Here is a 20,200-nt window from a genome sequence, read left to right as displayed (position 1 = left end):
TGACTCCTTCGGGGCGTGGGTGGGCAGGGGGGTCAGGCGGCGGGCCGCAGCGGCGCGGTCTCGCGGGCTCGGAGCACGACGGCGCCGGAGACGAGGGCGACGACCATCAGATAGAAGGCGGGGGAGAGGTCGTAGCCGCTGGCGCCGATCAGCCAGGTCGCGAAGTACGGGGTCATGCCGCCGAACAGGGCCGTGGCGAGGTTGTAGGAGACGGCCATGGCGCCGTAGCGCACGCGGGTGGGGAAGAGTTCGGCGAGCGCCGCGGAGATGGCACCGTCGAAGGCGGCGATGCACAGGCCGAGCACGATCATCGCGACCCCGGCGAGGACGGCATTGCCGCGGCTGAGCAGCCAGAACGCCGGCCAGGACAGAAGCACGAACCCGGCGCAGCCCGTGATCAGCAGCGGCTTGCGGCCGACCCGGTCCGAGAGCGCGCCCATGAACGGCACCGCGGCGGCCACCACGAAGAGACCGGCGGTGGTGATGGCGAAGGCCTGGACGCGGCTGAACTCGAGCGTGGTCTGCAGATAGCCCGGCATGAAGGTCTGCAGCGCCCAGTGGCCGACGGCCTTGACGAGCATGAACCCGGTGCACAGCAGCATGGCCGTGCGGGCGGTGGCGAAGCTCTCCCGCAGCGGGGAACGGGACTGGTTGCCCTCGCTCTTGAGCTTGCGGAACTCGGGACTGTCCTCCAGACGCGTGCGCAGATACACACCGGCGATGCCGAGCGGTGCGGCCAGCAGGAACGGCAGGCGCCAGCCCCAGTGGTCCATGGCGTCCCCGGGCAGCGCGGCCGACAGCAGCAGCACGATGCCGGAGCCCGCGACGAACGCGGCGAAGCCGGAGGCGTCGATCCAGGAGGTGACGAAGCCGCGACGGCGTTCGGGGGCGTACTCGGCGAGCAGCGTGGTCGCGCCGGCGCTCTCCCCGCCCGCCGCGAACCCCTGGAGCAGCCGGCACAGGACGAGCAGTGCGGGGGCGAGTGCGCCCACCGTCGCGTGGGTGGGCAGCAGGCCCATCGCGAGCGTGGAGGCCGAGGTGGCGAGGACGACGATCGCCAGGGTGCGCTGGCGTCCTATCCGGTCGCCGAGCGAGCCGAAGAACAGGCCGCCGAGCGGACGCATCACGAAACCGGCGCCGAACACGGCGAAGGTGGAGAGGAGCTCGGCCTGCGGATTGCCCGAGGGGAAGAAGTGGTGGGCCAGGATCACCGCGAGGGTGCCGTAGATGCCGAAGTCGAACCACTCGACGAAGTGGCCGAGCCCCGCGGCCACCATCACCTTGCGCAGCCCGGCGGGATCGGCCTCCCGGCCCGTGTCGCCGGCGCCCCCGGCGGTGTCCCCGGCGGCGCCCTCCGCGTCGCGAGGACGTGGTCTGTACTGCGTCGTCTCGTCGGTCATGTTGCTCACCCTGCCTTCTGCGCGGCTCTGTCCGGCACGCGGCGGCCACTGTGCGCCCTCCGCTGCGGCGCGAACTTACAGCAGATCCCACTGGCTGAACAGTAGTTGCACAATATGCATGTGATGTACGTTCATGGCCGCATCCCAGCATCACACCGAGGAGGCCGCACCGTGCGGGAAGAAGAGGCCCATTACGACATCGCCGTCATCGGCGGCGGGCTCGCGGGAACGTGCGCGGCCATCGCCGCCGCCCGGCTCGGGCGCCGTGTCGCCCTGGTCCACAACCGGCCCGTCCTGGGCGGGAACGCCAGCAGCGAAGTGCGCGTATGGGTGTGCGGGGCCACCGCGCACGGGGTGCACCGGTGGGCGCGGGAGACCGGCATCATGGGCGAGCTCTACACCGAGAACCAGTACCGCAACCCCGAGGGCAACCCGTACTACTGGGACCAGGTCGTCCTCGACGCGGTCCTCGCCGAACCGCTCCTCGACCTGTACCTGAACACCGACGTCCGCGAGGCGGACGCCTCAGGCCCACATGATGCACGCGAGTTGCATTCATGTACCGGCTGGATGATGGGATCGGAGCGTCGCATCACCTTCCACGCACGGCAGTTCCTCGACTGCACCGGCGACGGCCTGCTCGGTCATCTCGCGGGAGCGCGCTACCGCACCGGCCGCGAGGCACGCTCCGAGCACGACGAGCCCTGGGCCCCCGAAGAGGCCGACGAGGCGCTGCTCGGCTCGACGATCCTCTTCCACACCAAGGACGCGGGCCACCCGGTCAAGTTCGTACCGCCCGCCCACGCCAAGGACCTGTCGACCACGCCGATCCTGCGCAACCGCGTCCTGCGCACCGGCGACAACGGCTGCGACTACTGGTGGATCGAATGGGGCGGCGAGCTCGACACCGTCCACGACAACGAGCGCATCCGCGACGAACTCCAGGCCGTCATCATGGGCATCTGGGACCACATCAAGAACTCGGGCGAGTTCCCCGACGCCGCGAACCTCACCCTGGAATGGGTCGGCAGCATCCCCGGCAAGCGCGAGTACCGGCGCTTCGTCGGCGATCACGTCCTCACCCAGCAGGACGTCCTTGAGCAGCGGCCGTTCGAGGACCGGGTCGCCTTCGGCGGCTGGTCCGTGGACCTCCACCCTGTCCAGGGCATGTACGCCGACGAACCCGGCGCCCGCCAGCGCTACGCCGACGGCATCTTCCACATCCCGCTGCGCAGCCTGTACTCGGCGAACGTCACCAACCTGCTGTTCGCCGGCCGCAACATCTCCGCCACCCACATCGCCTTCGGCGCCACCCGCGTGATGGCGACCTGCGCCACGCTCGGCGAGGCCGCCGGGACCGCCGCCGCGCTCTGCGTCACCGAAGGCCTGACCCCGCGAGAGCTGGCGCACAAGCACCCCGAGAAGGTACGCCGCACGCTGCTCAAGCAGGACGCCTCGGTCATCGGCATACGCGACGAGGACCCCGCCGACCTCGCCCGCTCCGCCCGGGTCAGTGCCTCCTCCCACCTGCGCCGCCTCGCCGCCGAGCCGACGCGGGCCGCGCCCGGCGAGCCGTACCCGCTCACCCGCGACCTCGCGCTCCTCCTGCCGGTGGACCCCGCACTCGACACGGTCGACCTGCTCGTCCACGGCGCCCCCGACGACGGCCGAGAGCTCACGGTGGAGCTGTGGGGCACGGGCCGCCCCGAGAACGCCGTGCCCGCCGACCACCTGTCCACCACCACCGTGACCGTCCCGCCGGGCGGTCCCCACTGGGTCACCGCCCGCCTCGACCACCGCCCGGACACCCCCGGCAACGCCGTCCTGATCGTCCGGGCCTGCCCCGACACCGCGCTGGTCCTGCTCCCCGAACGCGTCGACGGCGTCCTCGCCCTGCGCCGCAAGGCCGACGGTGACGCGGCCGTCGACCACGACATCCCCGAGGAGGAGGGCCAGCTGGTCCTGGAATGGCAGGCCCGCGGGCTGCGCCGCCACACGTTCTGCTTCCGGACCGCCCCCGACACCCGCGCCTTCACCCCCGAACAGGCCGTCGGAGGCTTCCAGCGGCCCTACGCGGGCCCCCAGATGTGGTCCTCACAGCCGCTGACCGACCCCGCTCGGGCCGACGAGTGGCTGCGCCTGGACTGGGACCGGGAGCGGGAACTGGCCGAAGTGCGCGTGGTGTTCGACGACGACGTCGACGAGTACCTCAACAACCTGCACCGCCACCGCACCCCGTTCGAGATCATGCCGGAACTCGTCCGCGACTACCGCGTCCAGGCCCTCGAACCCGACGGCATCTGGCACACCCTGCTGGCCGTGACCGGCAACCGCCGCCGCCACCGCATCCACCGCCTGGACACCCCGGTCCGGACGAGCGCCCTGCGGCTGAGGGTGGACGCGACGCACGGCGCCCGGCACGCCCACGTCGTCGCGTTCAAGGCGTACGGAGAGTAGGCACACGGCCCGGCCGACCCCTCAGCGGAGGGGCCGGCCGGGCCGTTCTCACACGGCGCCCAGCGCCTGACTGACGGCGTCCGCCGCCTCGATCACCTCGCGCGCCAGCGCCGTCCGCGCCTCGGGAACCCCCTGCGCGTCCTGCCCGCCGAGCACGGAGGTCGGCCCCCACAGCGAGACCGCGGCGACCACCTCGCCCGACGCGTCACGCACCGGCGCCGCCAGCGAGGCCCGGCCCAGCGCCCGTTCCTCGGCCTCCACGGCGTACCCGCTCCGGCGCACGGCCGCGAGCTCCTCGTCGAGCAGGTCGTGGCTGACGGTGGTGAACTCCGTGTGCGCCTCGAGCGGTTCCACCAGCAGCCTGCGCCGCTCCTTGGGGGACAGCCCGGACAGCAGGCACTTGCCGATGCCGGTCGCATGCAGCGGCGCGGTGTGCCCGGCCTGCGTGTACGACTTCGGGGCGCGCGTCCCCTCGAAGTTGCACAGGAACATCAGCACGTCCCCGCGGCGCACAGCGACATTCGCGCCGAGCCCGGTCCGCGCCGCCAGCTCCTGCAGCACCATGCGCGCCGCGCGGTGGACGGGATGCCGGTTGACGGCGGTCGCGGCGAGCGGCAGCGTGCCGAGGCTCAGCCGGTACAGACTGCTCACCGGGTCCCGCTCGACCATGTCGAGCCGCTCCAGGGTGGACAGCAGCCGCGACGCCGTGGAGGAACCGAGCCCGGTCAGTTCGGCGACGTCGGACACCCGCAGCTCGGCCCGCCCCGAATCCAGCGCGCGCAGCACCGATACGGCTCGTTCCACACTCTGGTTCGTCCCCGCGTCGGTCGCCCGAGTAACCATGCCGCTCCTCTGTCTGCATGTGACTTGCACACTCTGCATCACCATATCGCGATCACCGGGGGAGGGGGTCGTCCCTGAACCACCACAACCGGCGATGCGCACGGCACGGGACCGGTCATGATCTTGGCGGTCGCGCTGGGCGGACTCGGCTTCCACTGGCTACCCGCCATCGGGGAGTCGTGCTGTCAGAACACTGACCAGAGTTGAACATGTTCAATTTTCGTGGCAGCGTGAGCGCTTGACGGTCTGGTGCGCGAAGCAACCAGCGTTTGACGTACTCAAGGGGGAGCCATGCCTGATGAGCGAGGGCGAGTCGCTGCGGGGTTGCGTGGGGTGGTCTTGGCGGTCGCGGTGCTGGCGACGGCCACGGGGTGCATGTGGCAGCAGCAGACGCTGACGCGGGCCGACATCGTAGGCACCTGGACCGAGGGCGATACCGGGACCGTGCTCTTCAAGGACGATGGCACCGTCGTCGTCACCGACCTCGCCGAGTTCAACAACGACGGCGACAAGGTGTCGGAGTGCGGCGGCACCGGCGAGTGGGGTGTGTATCCCGACGAAAAGGAAGCGGAGCAGTTGTGGATCACGGTCTGCGATGGCAACCCGTGGGAATTCGGCGGCTCGAAGGAGCAACCGACGATGCGGCGCAGCGTGGGAGATCCTGACAACGGGGACGCCCAAACCCTCAGCCGCAAGTAACGGAAAGCCGCCCGGCGCGTCCGGCCCGTCATCGACGGCGGTCTCGTCACGCAGCGCGTCAAGGGCGGCGCCTCGGGAGACGTCTTCCGGCTTGTCTGGCCGCCCTCTGCAGAGGACGGGCGCTCGACTCGCGGGCCAGGAGTACACGATCCACTGCCGTGAGCCGCCTCCGGGGCAGGTCGGGCCACCAGGCACAGGCGATTGCCCGCGTTCTGGCGCAGCGCGGTCGGTCGTCAGATCCGTGCGGTCGGGTAACCCAACTCCCTTCTTCGCCAAGATGGTTGCTGTGGGCTACGGTCGGGGCCAGTCTCTGCGAGGGAGTGGTGCTGGTGCCCCGGTATGTACTGGCCGCGATGGGCGTGTACGGCAGGGAGGTCGCGCGCGAGGAGCGCCCCGCCGCGCCATCGCTCACCATGGTCGCCGCGTACGGAGATCTCCATGGCTGCGACTACGTGACCGTCTCCCAGGGGGAGTCCGTCGGGCTCTACGCCCGCGACCCCGAAGGCACGTGGGACGCTGTGAGCCCCGGGACCGACGCGGTGACCGCCGACGAGATGCGCCTGTGGTTCGAGCTCACCCACCACTACCCGGGCCCGGACGGGGCGGACCCGAACCATCCGCTGGGCAGGGCCCCGCAGCCGGGTGCCGTCGGACGCATCGACGAACGGCGTGCCATCGCCCTGGTCCAGGAGCACATCGCCACCGGAGGCCTGGACTATCCGGTCCAGGGCCTGGCGGCGGATCGGTTCGCCGCGGGCTGGAGCGTCTACGCGCCCGTCGACGTCGACGACAGCGATCCCATGGCCTTCCTCGACATGCCCGTCGGCCGTTCGGTGTTCATGGTCGGCGACACGGGGCGCATCAAGGAGGTCACCTCCGCGATCCCGCCCGGACAGGCCCACGCCTTGTTCACCGCGGAGGAGGCCTTCGTACGGCGTCCGCCCGCTGAAGAGGCGTTCATGAATGACCTCAAGGCGGAGTTCGAGCGCCTCGATGCCGAGTCCGGGCGGCCGGGCGCGATCGCCGACTTCACCGTCGTCGGCACCCCGCCCGAGGAGATGACGGCGGCCCGCGTGACCGCGCTGACCGACGAGATCGCCCGCCAGTTGGCGCTGTGCGGACCACAGCAGTGGGAACGCATGGTGGCGGCATTCTCCTGCGCCGTCTCCGCCGAGAGGGCCGACCTGTGCTTCTGGCAGCACGAACAGCCCATGGAGGCACGGGTGCCGGAGCAGATAGCCCTCCTCGTACGCCGCCAGCGCCACCTCGCGGCCGCCATGCCCGCCGGACCGTGGCTGCGCCTGATGATCGCCGTCACCAAGGGGCCCGGCGGCCAGGCCCAGGTCTCCACCCAGTACGACTACGGTGACGAGCGGCTCCCCGAGGGGCAGTTGCTCGCCCCCACGCACTACCGCAACGATCTCGCCGCCTACCCGCGGGCCGGGGTGCCGGCGTGGCTGCAGACCTATGCCGGGGCGAACGGCCGGCGCACGGCATCCCCAAGTACGGCACCCCCGCGCACGGCGCCTCCGCGATCCGCACCCCCGTGCACGGCGCCTCCGCGATCCGACCCCCCGCGCCCGGAGGCCCCCGAACGCCCCTTCGTGGACAGTCTGGTCGGCTGGACGACGCACGTCGTCGCCGACAGCCGGCGGATCACGTACGGCCGTGACTCACTGGCCTGGGAGGAGATCGAGTGGGTCCGGTATCCGGTCTCGCGGACCAAACACCTGGGCTTCCTGATTCCCTCCACGTACACCAATACGTACACATACGGCGTGGGCAGGTACGGGGACTCACCGGCCAGTCTGGGAAATCTGACTTGGAGCAAGGGCGGCAAGAGGGCCGAGGCCCCCGAAGGGTGGCTGGCTCTGGTCGAGTTCGCGCAGCGAGTCCTGGAGCCCCGGTTGCTCGCGGAGCGTCTCGACCTGATCCGGCGCGGCGGGTCGTTCACCATCGGCGAGATGCGCGTGCACCGTGACGGGCTCACACTGCGCGGCGTCATGGATGCCGCTTGGGGTTCACTCGCGGACATCGAGGTCGCGAACGGCCTGGTGTCGATCCACGAGCGGGGCAGGCAGCAGCCGGTGAGGGTGTCGCTCGGCAGCGCCAACGCCGTACTCCTGCCCCGCATCGTGGCGGCCATGGCCGGCTGAGCTGAGCCGCGGCTATGCGCCGTTCAGGTGCCCCGAGACCTGTGTGATCTCCTCGGCGCCCAGCGGGTACGGGCTGCCGTACAGCAGCGGACCGGTGACGACGGCGGGACCGGTGACGGGCGCCGCGCCGTGATCGGCCGCGAGCCGGCTGGCCACGGGGTTGGGCGGGCCGGAGCGCGCCTGGCCGGGGCCGTCCTCGGCGTACCAGAGGGTGAGCTCCTCGCCGAGTTTGGTGGACCGTATGTGCTCAGAACCGAGAAGTCGGGCGACCTCCTGCACGAGCTCCATCCCGAACGACGAGGTCCTTACCTGCCGGATGCCCCTGTCGGACACGAGCAGCACGCCGGACGTCGCCTTGTTCCGCTTGAAGAGTCCCATCGGGTCACTCTATTGACGCAGTCACGTCACCTGCCACCCGCTTGTCCGACCCCGTCCTGTTCAGGTCGTGAGGGTGGGAGTCGAAGCGGATCGTCATGCCCAGGCTGTTGGCCGGGCCGACTCCGGCGGGCCAGGCCGCAGATTCGCGAATGTCACCTGTTTGAGGGCTTGCGTGCCTCTATAAGAAAGCGTGTCGTGTGCGCGAGGAATGGACCTTCCGTCGTGATGAGTTCGTGCAGCTCGCGCAAGCGGTCGCGGTAGGCGTCGACGGTGAACCCGGGAACCATCCAGATCACCTTGCGCAGGAAGTAGATCACCGCGCCGACGTCGTAGAACTCGGTGCGCAGCCGCTCGAAGCGCAGGTCCACGATCTCCAGTCCCGCCGTCTCGGCGTCGCGCCGTGCGTCGTCGGGGTGGCGTGCGCGGCGGTTCTCCTCGGGTTGCGGGCCGAGGAAGAACTCAACGACTTCGAACACGCTTGAGTGACCTACCTGTTGGGACAGGTACGTGCCACCCGGCTCAAGAACGCGGGCGATCTCGTCCCACCACACAGTCACTGGATGACGGCTGGTCACCAGGTCGAAGGCCGCGTCGGCGAACGGCAGCGGCGGTTCGTCCGCGTCGGCGACCACGACCGCGCCCCGCGGGTGCAGCAGCCGGGTCGCCTTGTCGACGTTCGGCGGCCACGACTCGGTCGCGACCATCGTCGGCGGCAGGTTCTCCGCGCCCGCAAGGACCTCGCCGCCGCCCGTCTGGATGTCGAGCGCGGCCCGGGCGCGGCCCAGGCGCTCGCTCATCAACCGCTGATATCCCCATGAGGGGCGCTGCTCGGTGGCCCGCCCGTCCAGCCAGGAGAAGTCCCAGCCCTCAACAGGGGCCTCTTCGGCTTCCGCGACGAGTTCATCGAAAGAGCGGGAGGCGCGCGAGCGGGAGTCGTTCATGGCGTAACCCTCGCATCCGCCCGGCCCCTTCGCTGCTCGCTCCGCGTACTGCTACCAGGTGCGGTGGATCGCTGCTGAGCGGCTGCTGGCGAGGGAGGCGTGACGGCCTGGCGCTGGTTGCGGGGTTGGACCGGGGCCGGCGTCTGGCCACGCCTGAAGCCCGCCCTGCTGACCGTGCTGCTTAAGACCGGCGGCATCGAGACGACCCGCGTCGGCGGGCGGCTCAGCCTGATTCACGGGCGCGACGCCGCGGTCGTCGCTGCCCAGCTGGCCAGCAGTTGCAGGCGCTCGGCGGTGGGCGAGGCGGGCTCGGCAATGTACGCGGACAGGGTGATGGAGGGAGAGGATTCGAGGGTCAGTTCCTCGAAGCCCAGGATGAGCTCTCCGACCTGGTGGTGGTGGAGGGTCTTCCTGCCCGCGCGGTGGACGCCGACATCGTGAGCGGCCCAGCGGGATCTGAAGTCGGTGCTTCGCGTGGACAGCTCGCCGACGAGCTGTATCAGCTGCTTGTCGTGCGGTGTCGCGCCCGCCTGGGCCCGCAGGATGCGCACGCACGCGGCTGCCGCCTCGTCGAGGTCGTCGTAGAACGTGGCCGCGGCGGGGTCGAGGAAGACGACGGAGGCGAGGTTCGGCGGGGAGGCTGACGAGCGGCGGGTCGGGCTGGTGAAGGCCATGTCGAACAGGGCCCGGCCGAGAGCGTTCGACGCGAGGACGTCGAGCCTCTTGCTCAGGGCGATGACGGGGGTGGCGCTCATCGTGTCGATGAGCAGCTGTACCTGCTGCGGCACACCTGCCGCGGCCTTCGGCTGTCTCCTCGCCCGCGAGGGGCGGCGCGCGGTGCGGGCGAGGTCGTAGAGGTAGGCGCTCTCGTCCTCGGTCAGCTGCAGGGCACGGGCCAGGGCGTCGAGGACCTCGTCGGAGACCCCTGTCAGGTCGCCCTTCTCGATCCGGGTGTAGTAGTCGACCGAGACGCCGGCGAGCATCGCGACTTCCTCCCGGCGCAGGCCGGGGACGCGGCGTGCTCCGCCGCCCTTCGGGATGCCGGCCATGTCGGGGGTGATCTTCGCGCGGCGGGTGGCCAGGAAGTCCCGTACGCGTTCGTCCTTCGGTGCCATGACCTCACGCTATGGGCGATCGGGGCCAGGGGCCAGGTTCTGCCAGACCCCCCTCTGAGGGGGGTTCTGTCGCAACCTTCCCCCTTCGATCGAGGACGCCCACTGTTGACGTCGGAAGAGCCGACGGGCACCGGCCCGCGGCCCGGACGACGATGAGCAGCACAGCCAGGAGGAATCATGACTGAACGGACCGAGCACGTGAGCTTCCGTTCCCCGGGGATGGCCTGGGACCTGGCGGGAATCCTCCACCTCCCCGCGGATTTCGACGAGAACGGCTCCTATCCGGCGATCGTGAGCGTTCACCCGATCGGCAGCTGCAAGGAACAGACCGCCGGCAACGTGTACGCGAAGGCGCTGGCGGAAGCCGGCTACGTCGTGCTGGTCTTCGACGCCAGCTACCAGGGTGAGAGCGGCGGGCAGCCGCGTCTGGTCGAGGATCCCGCGCAGCGCGTGGAGGACGTCCGCGTCGCGGTCGATCACCTCGTGACGCTGCCGTACGTCGATGCGGACCGCATCGGCGGGATCGGGGTCTGCGGGGGTGGCGGCTACGTCATCAACGCGACCATGACCGACCGCCGGATCAAGGCCGTCACCAGCATCACCGGCGTGAACTTCGGGCGCCTCAGCCGCGAGTCGTTCAGCGGCTACGACCCGATCGGCGCTCTGGAGCAGATGGCGGCGCAGCGCACCGCCGAGGCACGCGGCGCGGATCCGCGGGTCGACGACCTCCTGCCCCCCTCGGTCGAGGCCGGACGGGAAGCGGGGCTGACGGACATCGACGTGCTGGAGGCCACGGACTACTACAAGACCGGCCGGGGGCAGAGCGCGGGCGGTGCCACGAGCGCGGTGTTGTCGCGTCGTGCGACGGCGATCGGCTGGGACGCGTTCTTCGACGCCGAGCAGTTGCTCACCCGGCCGCTGCTGGTCGTGATCGGCGACAAGCCCGGCGGGTTCGGCGCCTACCGCGACGGCCAGGAGATCTACGGCCGCGCCGCCTCGAAGGACAAGCGGCTCCTCGTCGTGGAGGACACCTCGCACTACGACCTCTACGACCGGCCGGAGCCGACGCGCCAGGCCATCGAAGCCGCGACGGAATTCTTCGGCACCCATCTGTGAGCCAGGCCCACCCAGAAACCCGTTCGACAGGAAACCCGAGGAAGATCATGAGCGAGAACATCAGCATCAAGACCCTCAACGGCTACGGCACCACCCTCGCCGCGGTGATCAACTTCCCGGAAGGCTTCGACGCGTCGAAGACCTACCCGGCGATCGTCGTCTCCCACCCGGGCGGCGGCGTGAAGGAGCAGGCCGCAGGCCTGTACGCGGGCAAGCTCGCCGAGCACGGCTTCGTGACCGTCGCCTACGACGCCTCGTTCCAGGGCGCGAGCACCGGGGAGCCGCGACAGCTGGAGAACCCGCACATCCGCACCGAGGATGTCAGCGCCGTGGTCGACTACCTGACCACGCTCGACTACGTCGACAGCAGCCGCATCGGTGCAATGGGCATCTGTGCCGGGGCCGGCTACACGGCGAACGCGGCGATCAACGACCCGCGCATCAAGGCCGTGGGCACCGTGAGCCTGGTCAACATCGGCCAGATGTTCCGCAACGGCTGGACGAACGACGTCGCCGACGCCGACGCCGCACCGCTCCTGGCCATGGGCGCGGAGGCCCGTACCACCGATGTCCAGGGCAAGGACAACCCCTTCCCGCTCGCACCGATGCGCGAGGAAGACGCGCCGAACGAGGAGCTGCGCCAGGCGTGGGAGTACTACCACACGCCCCGCTGCGAGCACCCCAACGCGCCGGGCTTCATGACTACGCGCAGCCTGTCGCAGATCATCACCTACGACGCCTTCCACAAGGCCGAGGCATTCCTCACCCAGCCGCTGCTCGTCATCGCGGGCAGTGAGGCGGGATCGAAGTGGATGAGCGACGACCTGTTCGCGCGCGCCGCGAGCAAGGACAAGTCCTTCCACGTCGTCGAGGGCTCGAACCACATGGAGCTCTACGACGGCGAGAAGGAGGTCGCCGAGGCCGTCAGCAAGCTCGGCCCGTTCTTCACCGACAAGCTCTGACAGTTCACGGTTTTCCTTCCCCGGGAGAGCGGCGGGACACCTACGTACCGCCGCCTCCGGCTCCGAAAGAACAAGACAAGCACATGACACGCACAGTATTGATCACCGGATCACGCTCCGGATTCGGCGCTGCCCTGGCCACAACGTTCGCCGACTCCGGCTGGAACGTCGTGGCCACCATGCGCACCCCCGACCGGGCGCGGTCGGCGCTCCGCGATCATGAGCGCATCTTGGTCGCGCCGCTGGACGTGACGGATCCGGCTTCCATCGCCCAGGCCGTGACCGTCGCCGAGCAGCGGTTCGGCTGCATCGACGTCCTCGTCAACGCCGCAGGATTCGTCGTGCAGGGCACGGTCGAGGAGGTCGCCCTCGACTCGCTGCGCGACCAGCTCGAGACCAACGTGGTCGGAACCGCAGCCGTCATCCAGGCGATCCTGCCCGGAATGCGGGCGCGCGGAAACGGCCACATCATCACCTTCTCCTCCGGCGCGGGACTCGTCGGGATCCCCCGGATGGACGCGTACGCCGCGTCGAAGTTCGCCGTCGAAGGGCTCAGCGAGTCGTTGGCACGGTCGTTGGCCCATCTCGGCATCGACGTCACGCTCATCGAGCCCGGAGTCTTCGAGACCGAGCTCGGCTCCTCGGTCGTCGCGCCCGCCTCGCCGATCGAAGCCTACGATCCCGCGGCCGCCCAACTGCCCGACCTGTACGACTGGACCCCTGGAGACCTCGACGCGGCCGCGCGCGCGGTCGAGTCCATCGCCGGTAGGCCCGACGCGCCGCTGCGCCTCTACGTGGGCCATGGCCTGGACGACGTGCGCCGTCACTACGGGGATCGTCTCAAGAGCTGGGAGCGCACCGCTCAGATCACGGCGACGACGACCAGCGCACCGTGAGAGAACCCGAGAAAGGATGACGAGATGAGCACCTGGACACAGGACGAACTGGACCGTATCAACGCCGAGAGCTACTTCACCGTCGGAGCCACCCTGCCCGATGGCACCACCCCGAAATCCGTGGACATCTGGTCCGTGCCCGTCGGGAACCGGATCTTCATCCGCTCCTACAACGGCACCCAGGGCAAGTGGTACGGACCCGCGCTCAAGACCGGCCGCGGACGCATCTCCGCCGGCGGAGTCGAGAAGAGCGTGCGCTTCGTACCCGTCGACCCCGACGACGAGGAGACCAACCAGGCCGTCGACGCCTCCTACCTGGAGAAGTACGCGGACAGCGAGTATTCGGTGACGATGTCGACCGAGCCCGTACGCCGCAACACCCTGGAGGTGGTCCCCGAGGGGTGAGGCACCGGATGCCTGCGGCGGTCCGGGGCAGGTAACGCCCGGACCGCCGCATGGCCTGTTCAGAACGCCATCACCAGCGCAAGCGGGGCGACGCTGCGAGCGGTCCTATCATCGCCGCCGTGGCCGCGTCCGCGACCGTGCTCGCCCTGATGCCCGTCGTTTCAACCGGGCACCCCACCCCCTGGTCCCGGGCCTCCCATGACCAGGACACGGAGGCATCCCCGTCATGACCACCGCATCCCGCTTCCGGCTCGTCCCCATGCGGCCGCGCGATCCCGACGAGGAGGGCCGCACCGCCTCCACCCTCGAACTGTTCTTCGACCTCGTCTTCGTCGTCGCCGTCAGCAACGCCGCAGCGTCGCTCCACCACGCCCTCACGGACGGGCACGTCCTCGAAGGGCTCCTCAACTACGGGATCGTGTTCTTCGGGATCTGGTGGGCCTGGATGAACTTCACCTGGTTCGCCACCTCCTTCGCCACCGACGACTGGCTCTACCGAGTGCTCACCATCGTGCAGATGGGCGGCGTGCTCGTCCTCGCCTCCGGCATCAAACCGGCCTTCGAGGACCACAACTACTCGGTACTGATCCTCGCCTACGTCGTCATGCGCCTGGCCCTGGTCGCCCAGTGGCTGCGTGCCTCCCGCTCCGCCGGGCAGGCACGGCGCGCCACGCTCATCTACGCCGGCGGCATCACCGGCGTCCAACTACTGTGGCTGGCCTCCCTGCTGCTGCCGGAATCGGCGTTCTTCGTCGCCCTCGTCGTCCTCGTGGCCGCCGAACTCGCTGTGCCGATCGTCGCCGAGCGCACCGGCTCCACCCCGTGGCACCCGCACCACATCACCGAGCGCTACGGCCTGTTCACCCTCATCCTGCTCGGTGAGAGCCTGCTCGCGTCGGCCAACGCGATCATCGAGGCTCTCCACGAGACCGACCACCTCACGCCTCTGATCGGCGTCGCCGCACTGACGCTGGTTGCCACCGCCGCCCTGTGGTGGATCTACTTCTGGCCGCCGCACCACCGCGCCATCTCAAGCTTTTCCAGCTCTCTGGCCTACGGGTACGGGCACTTCTTCATCTTCGCCGCCGCGGGCGCGTTCTCCGCGGGCATCGAAGTCGAAATCGATGTGCTCACCGGGCACAGCGAACTCCACCAGCCCTGGGCATCGCTCGCCTACACGATCCCCCTGGCAGTGTTCGTCCTCGGCATCTGGGCCCTGGCGATCAGGCCGCACGCCGACCGCGTCGTCAACACCATCCTGCCCCTGGCCGGCATCCTGGTCATGATCGACCCCCTGATCCCGGTCCCCTTCGCCCTCACCGCGGTCATCCTCGCGGGCACCGTCGCCGTGCTCGTCTGGAGAAGGCCGATCTAGAGGTCCACCGGCCCGGCGAGTCCACCGTCCATCCGAGGAGGCGCCGGTGACAAAGGCGACCTGGCCGGCGAAGTCATAAACGGGGTTCATGACGCCGGCTCCCAACGCATGTGTACGGCAGTGGAGTTCAATGCGCGGTTGTTGCGGTGGTGCCCACGGTCTGCGGTTCGTGTGTGTCAGGGGTGTGATGTGCGACGGTCCGCGAAGGGCCGGTGGTGCCGCGCAGCGCGAGGGCGATCAGCGGCAGCAGGGTGAGCGCGGCGAAGATCGCGCCGACCAGGGCCGGTCCGGTCAGACCGAGCGAGGAGTCCAGGGCCTGCCCGGCGACGAGGGAACCGGCGGCGATGCCGGTGTTGTAGCCGGAGGTGGTCATCGCCGAGGTGAGGGTGGGGGCATCACCGGCGAAGCGGACGGCGAGGGAGGTGACGACCGGGTTGACGGTGAACCCCGCCAGGGCCATGCCGAAGACCAGGACCACGGCGGCCACCGGGCTGTTCGAGGCGGGGACGAGAGCCAGCAGGATGAGGGACGTGGCCGTTGCCGCGGTGATCGTGGTGACCATCGGGCGGCGGTCGCCGAGCCGGCCGCCGATCGCGGTGCCGCCCAGCGCCCCGATACCGAAGGCGATCAGCACCAGCGGTACGGCACCGGCCGGGATGCCCGCCCGGTCGGTCAGCAGCGGGGTGATGTACGTGTACGTCGCCAGGACCCCGCCCATGATCAGTACCGCGGCGGCGAGCGCCAGCCACAGCCGTCCCTGCTTCAGGGCCCGGACCTCGGCGCGCACCGAGACGTCGGCCCGCTGCTCGGTACGAGGGATGAACCGGCCGACGAGCGCGGCGGCCAGGGCGGCGAGGACGGCGAGTGCCCAGAACGGGCCGCGCCAGCCGGTGTAGTGGCCGACGAACGAGCCGATCGGCACGCCGACGACATTGGCCAGCGTGAGGCCGCCCATCATGACGCCGACCGCCCGGGTGGACCGGGCGGTCCCGGCGGCAGTGGTGGCGATGACGAAGCCGACGGCCCAGAACGCGCCGGTGGCCAGGGCGGTCACCACGCGGGCGGTGAGCACGATGGTGAAGGAGGTGCTGAGCGCGGCGACGGCGTGGCCGAGGGCGAAGACGGCGAGGGCGCCGATGAGGGTGTGGCGCTGGGGCAGGCGCAGGGTGGCCATGGCCATCGTGGGCCCGCCGACGATCATCCCGACGGCGAATGCGGTGATCAGGAGGCCGGCGTGGGACACGCTGACGTTCAGGTCGGCGGCCATCTCGGGCAGCAGCCCGGCGATGACGAACTCGGTGGTGCCCATCAGGAACGTGCCGGCGGCGAGCACCCAGACGACGAAGGGCAGCTTGCCGGGGGCGGGCCCGGTGGCGGAGGGCATGCGAAAACTTCTTCCCGTACGAGGAGGGGCGATGCTGGGGGAGGTCAGGAGGCGGCCTTGAGGGTGATCCGGTCGGCGCCGGCGAGCTGGTCGGCGTCGGCGTCGATGTGGCCGAGGACCAGGAGGTCGGAGGAGGCGGAGGGGCCGTCCTTGTAGAAGATGGCGAGGTTGCCCCAGGGGGAGTAGTAGGTGAGGTCACCGGTCCTCGGCGCCTGCGGTTCGGGCGCGTTCTCGGTGGTCAGCTTCCTGGGCGGGTCGGCGATCCGCTCGGTCCCGTGGAAGTCCGCCAGGTCCAGGGTGAGCGGGAGCAGGGAGGCCAGGTCGTGGGCGGCGGGGCTGTCGTTCAAGGTCGCCTCGACCTCTTGGCCGTCGATGGTGACGCGGATGTCCATCGGGGTGCTCCTGTCTGATCCGGTCGGGCTCGCCGACGTCGAAGCCGGTGTGGAGCCGGGGGCGGACGACGCGGCGGAGGTGGTGGAGGGGGTCTGCTCGGCGGACGAGTCGTCGGAGCAGGCGGTCGCGGCCAGGACCAGCACGCCGACGGTGACGGTGGTGGTCAGGGCGCGGCGGAGGGCGAAGGTGCTCATGGGGTGCCGTCCTGCGGGTCGGGCATGGGCTCGGCGAAGTGGCGGAAACCTTTGCGGTCGGTGTGCAGGCCGTACAGCAGCTCGGCCAGCTTCTCCGGGCTGGAGGTCGCGGATTCGGGGCTGATCGCCCCGGGCACGATGAGCTGCGCGACGTGGATGTTCTCCGGCGCGAGGGCGGTGTGGAGCATCTGCGCGTACGCGCTCTCGGCGGCGAACGCGATCGAGGTACCGGCCACGCCGGCCTTCGGGCGTACGGCGCTGCCGCCGTTGACGAACAGCAGACTGCCCCGCCCCAGCTCCCGCATGCCGGGCAGGACCGCGTTCACGCAGGTTAGCGGTCCCTTGACGGAGAACGCGAGCGGGTCGTCCAGATCGGCGGCGGTGGTGTCCAGGACCGGCTTCATGAAGTCGGCCCGCGGTACGGGGCTGAACTGCAGGATCTCGACGGGCCCCAAGGTGTCCGCGGCCTCGTGCAGGGCTGTGGTGAGGGAGGCGGGGTCGAGGACGTCGGCGGTGAAGCCGCGGGCGTCGATGTCTTCCCTGGCCAGCTCGTACACCAGGTTGTCCTGGTGCCGGGTGCTGCGCGAGAGGAGGGCCACTCGATGGCCTGCTGTCCCGCAGCGGCGGGCGGTCGCCAGGCCCAAGCCGGGGCCGGCGCCGACGAGAGCGAAGGTGGTCACGATGGTTCTCCTCGACGACGTGGGGTGGGGCGGGCCGCATCGGACATCGGGACCGCCTCCGGAAACGGGGTGGTTGACGGGCGGAAGGACGTGGCACGTCGGGTTCAGACGGAGGGCGGGGTGGCGGTGTGTTCCTCGTCGGTGACGGGAGTGAGCCAGTGCACGACGGCGTGGTCGTCGTCGCCTTCGTCGATGGCGAGGTGGACCATCAGTCGATCAGGGGCGGCGCCGTCCCATTTCTCCTCGCCGGCCTCGAACAGGACGCGGTCGCCGGGCCGGATGACCTGGACGGGGCCGCCGCGGCGCCGGCACAGGCCGATGTGCACGAGTGCTCCTTGTTCGGTCGTGGAGCGGGAGGTCAGGGCTTGAGAAGGGTCTTGATGGCGCGCCGCTCGTCCATGGCCTTGTAGCCGTCGGCGACCTGGTCCAGGGGCAGAGTGAGGTCGAAGACCCGGCCAGGGTCGATGGCGCCGGTCAGGACGCGTTCGATGAGGTCGGGCAGGTAGCGGCGTACGGGGGCGGGGCCGCCGCGCAGGCCGACGTGGGAGAAGAACAGTTCCTGTCCGTCGACGGCGACGCCGTGCGGGACGCCGACGAAGCCGACGTTGCCGCCGGGCCGGGACGAGTGCAGGGCCTGCTGCATGGACTGGGCGGTGCCGACGCACTCCAGGATGCTGTCGGCGCCGATCCCGCCGGTCAGCTCCTTGATCTTCTCGACGCCCTCCTCGCCGCGCTCGGCGACGATGTCGGTCGCGCCGAACTCGCGGGCCAGGTTCTGCCGGCTCTCATGCCGGGACATGGCGATGATGCGCTCCGCGCCCATCTTCTTCGCGGCGATCACCGCGCACAGGCCGACCGCGCCGTCACCGACGACCACGACGGTCGAGCCGGGCCGCACCTCGGCCGCGTCTGCCGCCCACCAGCCGGTGCCCATCACATCGGAGACGGCGAGTAGACCGGGCCACAGTTCCTCGCCGGGCACCTCGTCGGTGGCGACCAGGGTGCCGTGTGCGTTGGGGATGCGTACGTAGTCGGCCTGGCAGGTCGACATGAACTCGCGGTGCAGACAGTTGGACTGGAAGCCGTTCCGGCAGTTCGGGCAGGTGTTGTCCGAGGTTGCGAACGAGCCGACCACGAACTGGCCAGGCTTGACGGAGGTGACCTCGGAACCGACCTCCTCGACGAAACCGACGTACTCGTGCCCCATCGGATGTGGCTCGTCCGTCGGCTCGGCGCCGCGGTAGGGCCACAGGTCCGAGCCGCACACGCAGGTCACGGCCGTGCGGATGATCGCGTCGGTGGGGTTGAGGATCTTGGGGTCGTCGAGCGTCTCGAAGCGGATGTCGCCAGGAGCGTAGATCATTGCGCCGCGCATGGGAGGGGTTCCTTCACGTACCAGGGGGGCGAGCCAGAGCGGGCGGCGTCGCCGGGTGCAGGGCCGGTGGGTACTCGTCCGTCCGGTCCGGGACCGGGCGGGAAAACGCCACGTCATCCAGGTAACCCCCTCTTGGCGCGCGCAGCGAGGCACGGACAAAGGGTGTACTGCCAGTACATCCCTTCGGCCGTGAGCGGGACGTACCGTCGAAGGTGTGGACAACCAAGCAGAGGTCCGCGAGTTCCTGACCTCGCGACGAGCCAAGATCACCCCCGAGCAGGCGGGCCTGCCCTCCGGCAGTCGCCGCCGCGTCCCCGGCCTGCGCCGCAGTGAGGTCGCCGCCCTGGCCGACATGAGCGTGGAGTACTACTCCAAACTGGAGCGCGGCAACCTCGCCGGCGCCTCCCCGGCCGTCCTGGAAGCCCTCGCCCGCGCCCTCCAGCTCGACGACGCCGAACGCGCCCACCTGCTGAACCTCGCCCACACGGCCGACGGCTCCGACGCGCTCACCCGCCCCCGACGCCGCACCCCGCAGTGGAAGCCGCACCGCAGCCTGCAATGGGTCCTGGACGCCGTCACGGCCGGCCCGGCCTTCGTCCGCAACGGCCGCATGGACCTGCTCGCCACCAACCAGCTCGCCCGCGCCTTCTACGACGACGTCTACGCCACCGAGCACAACAAGGCCAACCTGGCCCGCTTCAACTTCCTCGACCCCGCCTCCCGCCGCTTCTACCCCGACTGGGACCAAGCCGCCGACGTCGCCGTGTCGATCCTGCGCACCGAAGCCGGCCGCAACCCGCACGACAAGGACCTGCACGACCTCGTCGGTGAACTCTCCACCCGCAGCGACGAGTTCCGCACCCGCTGGGGCGCCCACAACGTCCGCCACCACGGCACCGGCACCAAGCGTTTCCACCACCACGCCATCGGTGAACTCACCCTTGCCTACGAAGGGCTGGAGATGGCCGCCGAACCGGGCCTCACCCTCACCGTGTACACCGCGGAACCCGGCTCACCGGATGAAGAGGGCCTACGCCTGCTCGCTACCTGGTCGGCCACCCAGCAAGCCGATACTGCCTCGTCACTGCCTGCGAACTGACCGTCCGCGCGCAGCCGGCGCCACCGTCGGACCGAACCCGTGCAGGGGAGTTGTCCATCCGGGCCACGCTGGTTGGTGCCTGGGCGCGATGGCTGGCCCACCGTAAGAGGGCGAGTCCCTGCGTGTTTCGGCCCGACTCACCCCGAAGGGCGTCGAGTCGGTGGACAGGACCGTCGGCCGCAACCTACGACCGGCCACCGCGATCGACGCCGACGCAGGGCTGAGTACCGGCAGGGCCCGACGGGCCAACTGTTGCGGGGGGGGGGACGCCCCGCGCGCGCGTGGGTGGGGGGCGGGGGGGGGCGCGGAGAGCGCGGGGGGGTGGGTGCGGT

General features: G+C 70.2%; 19 protein-coding genes and 1 pseudogene. 10 read left to right on the top strand and 10 right to left on the bottom strand.

What is annotated here, in order from left to right; genetic code table 11:
* Nucleotides 1–32: 32 nt before the first annotated feature.
* Nucleotides 33–1,400, bottom strand: coding sequence for an MFS transporter (locus ACFW9D_RS16870; protein WP_384622713.1), 1,368 nt, complete (start codon nucleotides 1,398–1,400; stop codon nucleotides 33–35).
* Between the two features lie 171 nt (nucleotides 1,401–1,571).
* On the opposite strand from ACFW9D_RS16870, the gene ACFW9D_RS16865 reads away from it, so the two are divergent.
* A complete protein-coding gene (locus ACFW9D_RS16865) occupies nucleotides 1,572–3,857 on the top strand; it encodes an FAD-dependent oxidoreductase (RefSeq protein WP_384622711.1) in 2,286 nt (761 codons plus the stop codon).
* A 48-nt stretch (nucleotides 3,858–3,905) separates the two neighbouring features.
* Here the strand turns inward: ACFW9D_RS16865 and ACFW9D_RS16860 are convergent, their stop codons facing one another.
* A complete protein-coding gene (locus ACFW9D_RS16860; protein ID WP_262928298.1) occupies nucleotides 3,906–4,661 on the bottom strand; it encodes an IclR family transcriptional regulator in 756 nt (251 codons plus the stop codon).
* A 330-nt stretch (nucleotides 4,662–4,991) separates the two neighbouring features.
* On the opposite strand from ACFW9D_RS16860, the gene ACFW9D_RS16855 reads away from it, so the two are divergent.
* Complete coding sequence (locus ACFW9D_RS16855; protein WP_384622707.1) at nucleotides 4,992–5,399, top strand: hypothetical protein; 408 nt, start codon at nucleotides 4,992–4,994, stop codon at nucleotides 5,397–5,399.
* A gap of 329 nt (nucleotides 5,400–5,728) precedes the next feature.
* Nucleotides 5,729–7,555: a hypothetical protein gene (locus ACFW9D_RS16850; RefSeq protein WP_384622704.1), complete on the top strand. Its 1,827-nt coding sequence runs from the start codon at nucleotides 5,729–5,731 to the stop codon at nucleotides 7,553–7,555.
* Between the two features lie 12 nt (nucleotides 7,556–7,567).
* Here ACFW9D_RS16850 and ACFW9D_RS16845 read toward each other — a convergent pair whose 3' ends face one another.
* Both ACFW9D_RS16845 and ACFW9D_RS16840 read right to left on the bottom strand, forming a co-directional pair.
* Nucleotides 7,568–7,933, bottom strand: coding sequence for a hypothetical protein (locus tag ACFW9D_RS16845; RefSeq protein WP_188334937.1), 366 nt, complete (start codon nucleotides 7,931–7,933; stop codon nucleotides 7,568–7,570).
* A 152-nt stretch (nucleotides 7,934–8,085) separates the two neighbouring features.
* Entirely contained in the window at nucleotides 8,086–8,874 is a 789-nt protein-coding gene (locus tag ACFW9D_RS16840) for a class I SAM-dependent methyltransferase (protein ID WP_384622701.1), read from the bottom strand.
* Nucleotides 8,875–8,961: 87 nt separating this feature from the next.
* Here ACFW9D_RS16840 and ACFW9D_RS16835 point away from each other — a divergent pair.
* Nucleotides 8,962–9,075: pseudogene (locus ACFW9D_RS16835) on the top strand (IS5/IS1182 family transposase); the annotation flags it as partial.
* A gap of 32 nt (nucleotides 9,076–9,107) precedes the next feature.
* On the opposite strand, the gene ACFW9D_RS16830 reads toward ACFW9D_RS16835, so the two are convergent.
* Entirely contained in the window at nucleotides 9,108–9,989 is an 882-nt protein-coding gene (locus tag ACFW9D_RS16830; protein ID WP_384622698.1) for a helix-turn-helix domain-containing protein, read from the bottom strand.
* Nucleotides 9,990–10,166: 177 nt separating this feature from the next.
* Here ACFW9D_RS16830 and ACFW9D_RS16825 point away from each other — a divergent pair, with 177 nt between their 5' ends.
* From ACFW9D_RS16825 to ACFW9D_RS16805, 5 genes are all read left to right on the top strand, one after another.
* Nucleotides 10,167–11,105 carry an alpha/beta hydrolase gene (locus ACFW9D_RS16825; RefSeq protein ID WP_384622694.1) on the top strand — a complete coding sequence of 313 codons (939 nt, stop codon included), beginning with the start codon at nucleotides 10,167–10,169 and terminating at the stop codon, nucleotides 11,103–11,105.
* Nucleotides 11,106–11,152: 47 nt separating this feature from the next.
* Nucleotides 11,153–12,067 carry an alpha/beta hydrolase gene (locus ACFW9D_RS16820; RefSeq protein ID WP_384622691.1) on the top strand — a complete coding sequence of 305 codons (915 nt, stop codon included), beginning with the start codon at nucleotides 11,153–11,155 and terminating at the stop codon, nucleotides 12,065–12,067.
* 83 nt (nucleotides 12,068–12,150) lie between these two features.
* Complete coding sequence (locus ACFW9D_RS16815; protein WP_384622689.1) at nucleotides 12,151–12,963, top strand: SDR family oxidoreductase; 813 nt, start codon at nucleotides 12,151–12,153, stop codon at nucleotides 12,961–12,963.
* Nucleotides 12,964–12,987: 24 nt separating this feature from the next.
* Nucleotides 12,988–13,368 (top strand): DUF2255 family protein, encoded by a 381-nt coding sequence (locus ACFW9D_RS16810; protein WP_384622686.1) that lies wholly within the window; start codon nucleotides 12,988–12,990, stop codon nucleotides 13,366–13,368.
* Nucleotides 13,369–13,594: 226 nt separating this feature from the next.
* Nucleotides 13,595–14,743, top strand: coding sequence for a low temperature requirement protein A (locus tag ACFW9D_RS16805; RefSeq protein WP_384622684.1), 1,149 nt, complete (start codon nucleotides 13,595–13,597; stop codon nucleotides 14,741–14,743).
* A gap of 127 nt (nucleotides 14,744–14,870) precedes the next feature.
* Here ACFW9D_RS16805 and ACFW9D_RS16800 read toward each other — a convergent pair whose 3' ends face one another.
* From ACFW9D_RS16800 to ACFW9D_RS16780, 5 genes are all read right to left on the bottom strand, one after another.
* Entirely contained in the window at nucleotides 14,871–16,127 is a 1,257-nt protein-coding gene (locus ACFW9D_RS16800) for an MFS transporter (protein ID WP_384622682.1), read from the bottom strand.
* Nucleotides 16,128–16,171: 44 nt separating this feature from the next.
* The gene (locus tag ACFW9D_RS16795) at nucleotides 16,172–16,714 is read right to left on the bottom strand and encodes a cyclophilin-like fold protein (protein ID WP_384622679.1); all 543 of its coding nucleotides are present in this window, start codon (nucleotides 16,712–16,714) and stop codon (nucleotides 16,172–16,174) included.
* Nucleotides 16,711–17,394, bottom strand: coding sequence for an SDR family oxidoreductase (locus ACFW9D_RS16790; protein WP_384622676.1), 684 nt, complete (start codon nucleotides 17,392–17,394; stop codon nucleotides 16,711–16,713). Before ACFW9D_RS16790 ends, ACFW9D_RS16795 begins: the two co-directional genes overlap by 4 nt.
* 104 nt (nucleotides 17,395–17,498) lie before the next feature.
* The gene (locus tag ACFW9D_RS16785) at nucleotides 17,499–17,720 is read right to left on the bottom strand and encodes a hypothetical protein (RefSeq protein WP_384622673.1); all 222 of its coding nucleotides are present in this window, start codon (nucleotides 17,718–17,720) and stop codon (nucleotides 17,499–17,501) included.
* A 32-nt stretch (nucleotides 17,721–17,752) separates the two neighbouring features.
* Nucleotides 17,753–18,769: a zinc-dependent alcohol dehydrogenase family protein gene (locus ACFW9D_RS16780; RefSeq protein WP_384622671.1), complete on the bottom strand. Its 1,017-nt coding sequence runs from the start codon at nucleotides 18,767–18,769 to the stop codon at nucleotides 17,753–17,755.
* A gap of 214 nt (nucleotides 18,770–18,983) precedes the next feature.
* On the opposite strand from ACFW9D_RS16780, the gene ACFW9D_RS16775 reads away from it, so the two are divergent.
* Nucleotides 18,984–19,868, top strand: a complete 885-nt coding sequence (locus ACFW9D_RS16775) for a helix-turn-helix transcriptional regulator (RefSeq protein WP_384622668.1) — start codon at nucleotides 18,984–18,986, stop codon at nucleotides 19,866–19,868.
* Nucleotides 19,869–20,200: the final 332 nt, after the last annotated feature.

Source organism: Streptomyces sp. NPDC059524, from assembly GCF_042749255.1.
Classification (GTDB): Bacteria; Actinomycetota; Actinomycetes; order Streptomycetales; family Streptomycetaceae; genus Streptomyces; species Streptomyces xanthii.
The sequence above is the reverse complement of the archived record's forward strand: the minus strand, read 5'-3'. Positions and strand labels throughout refer to the sequence as shown.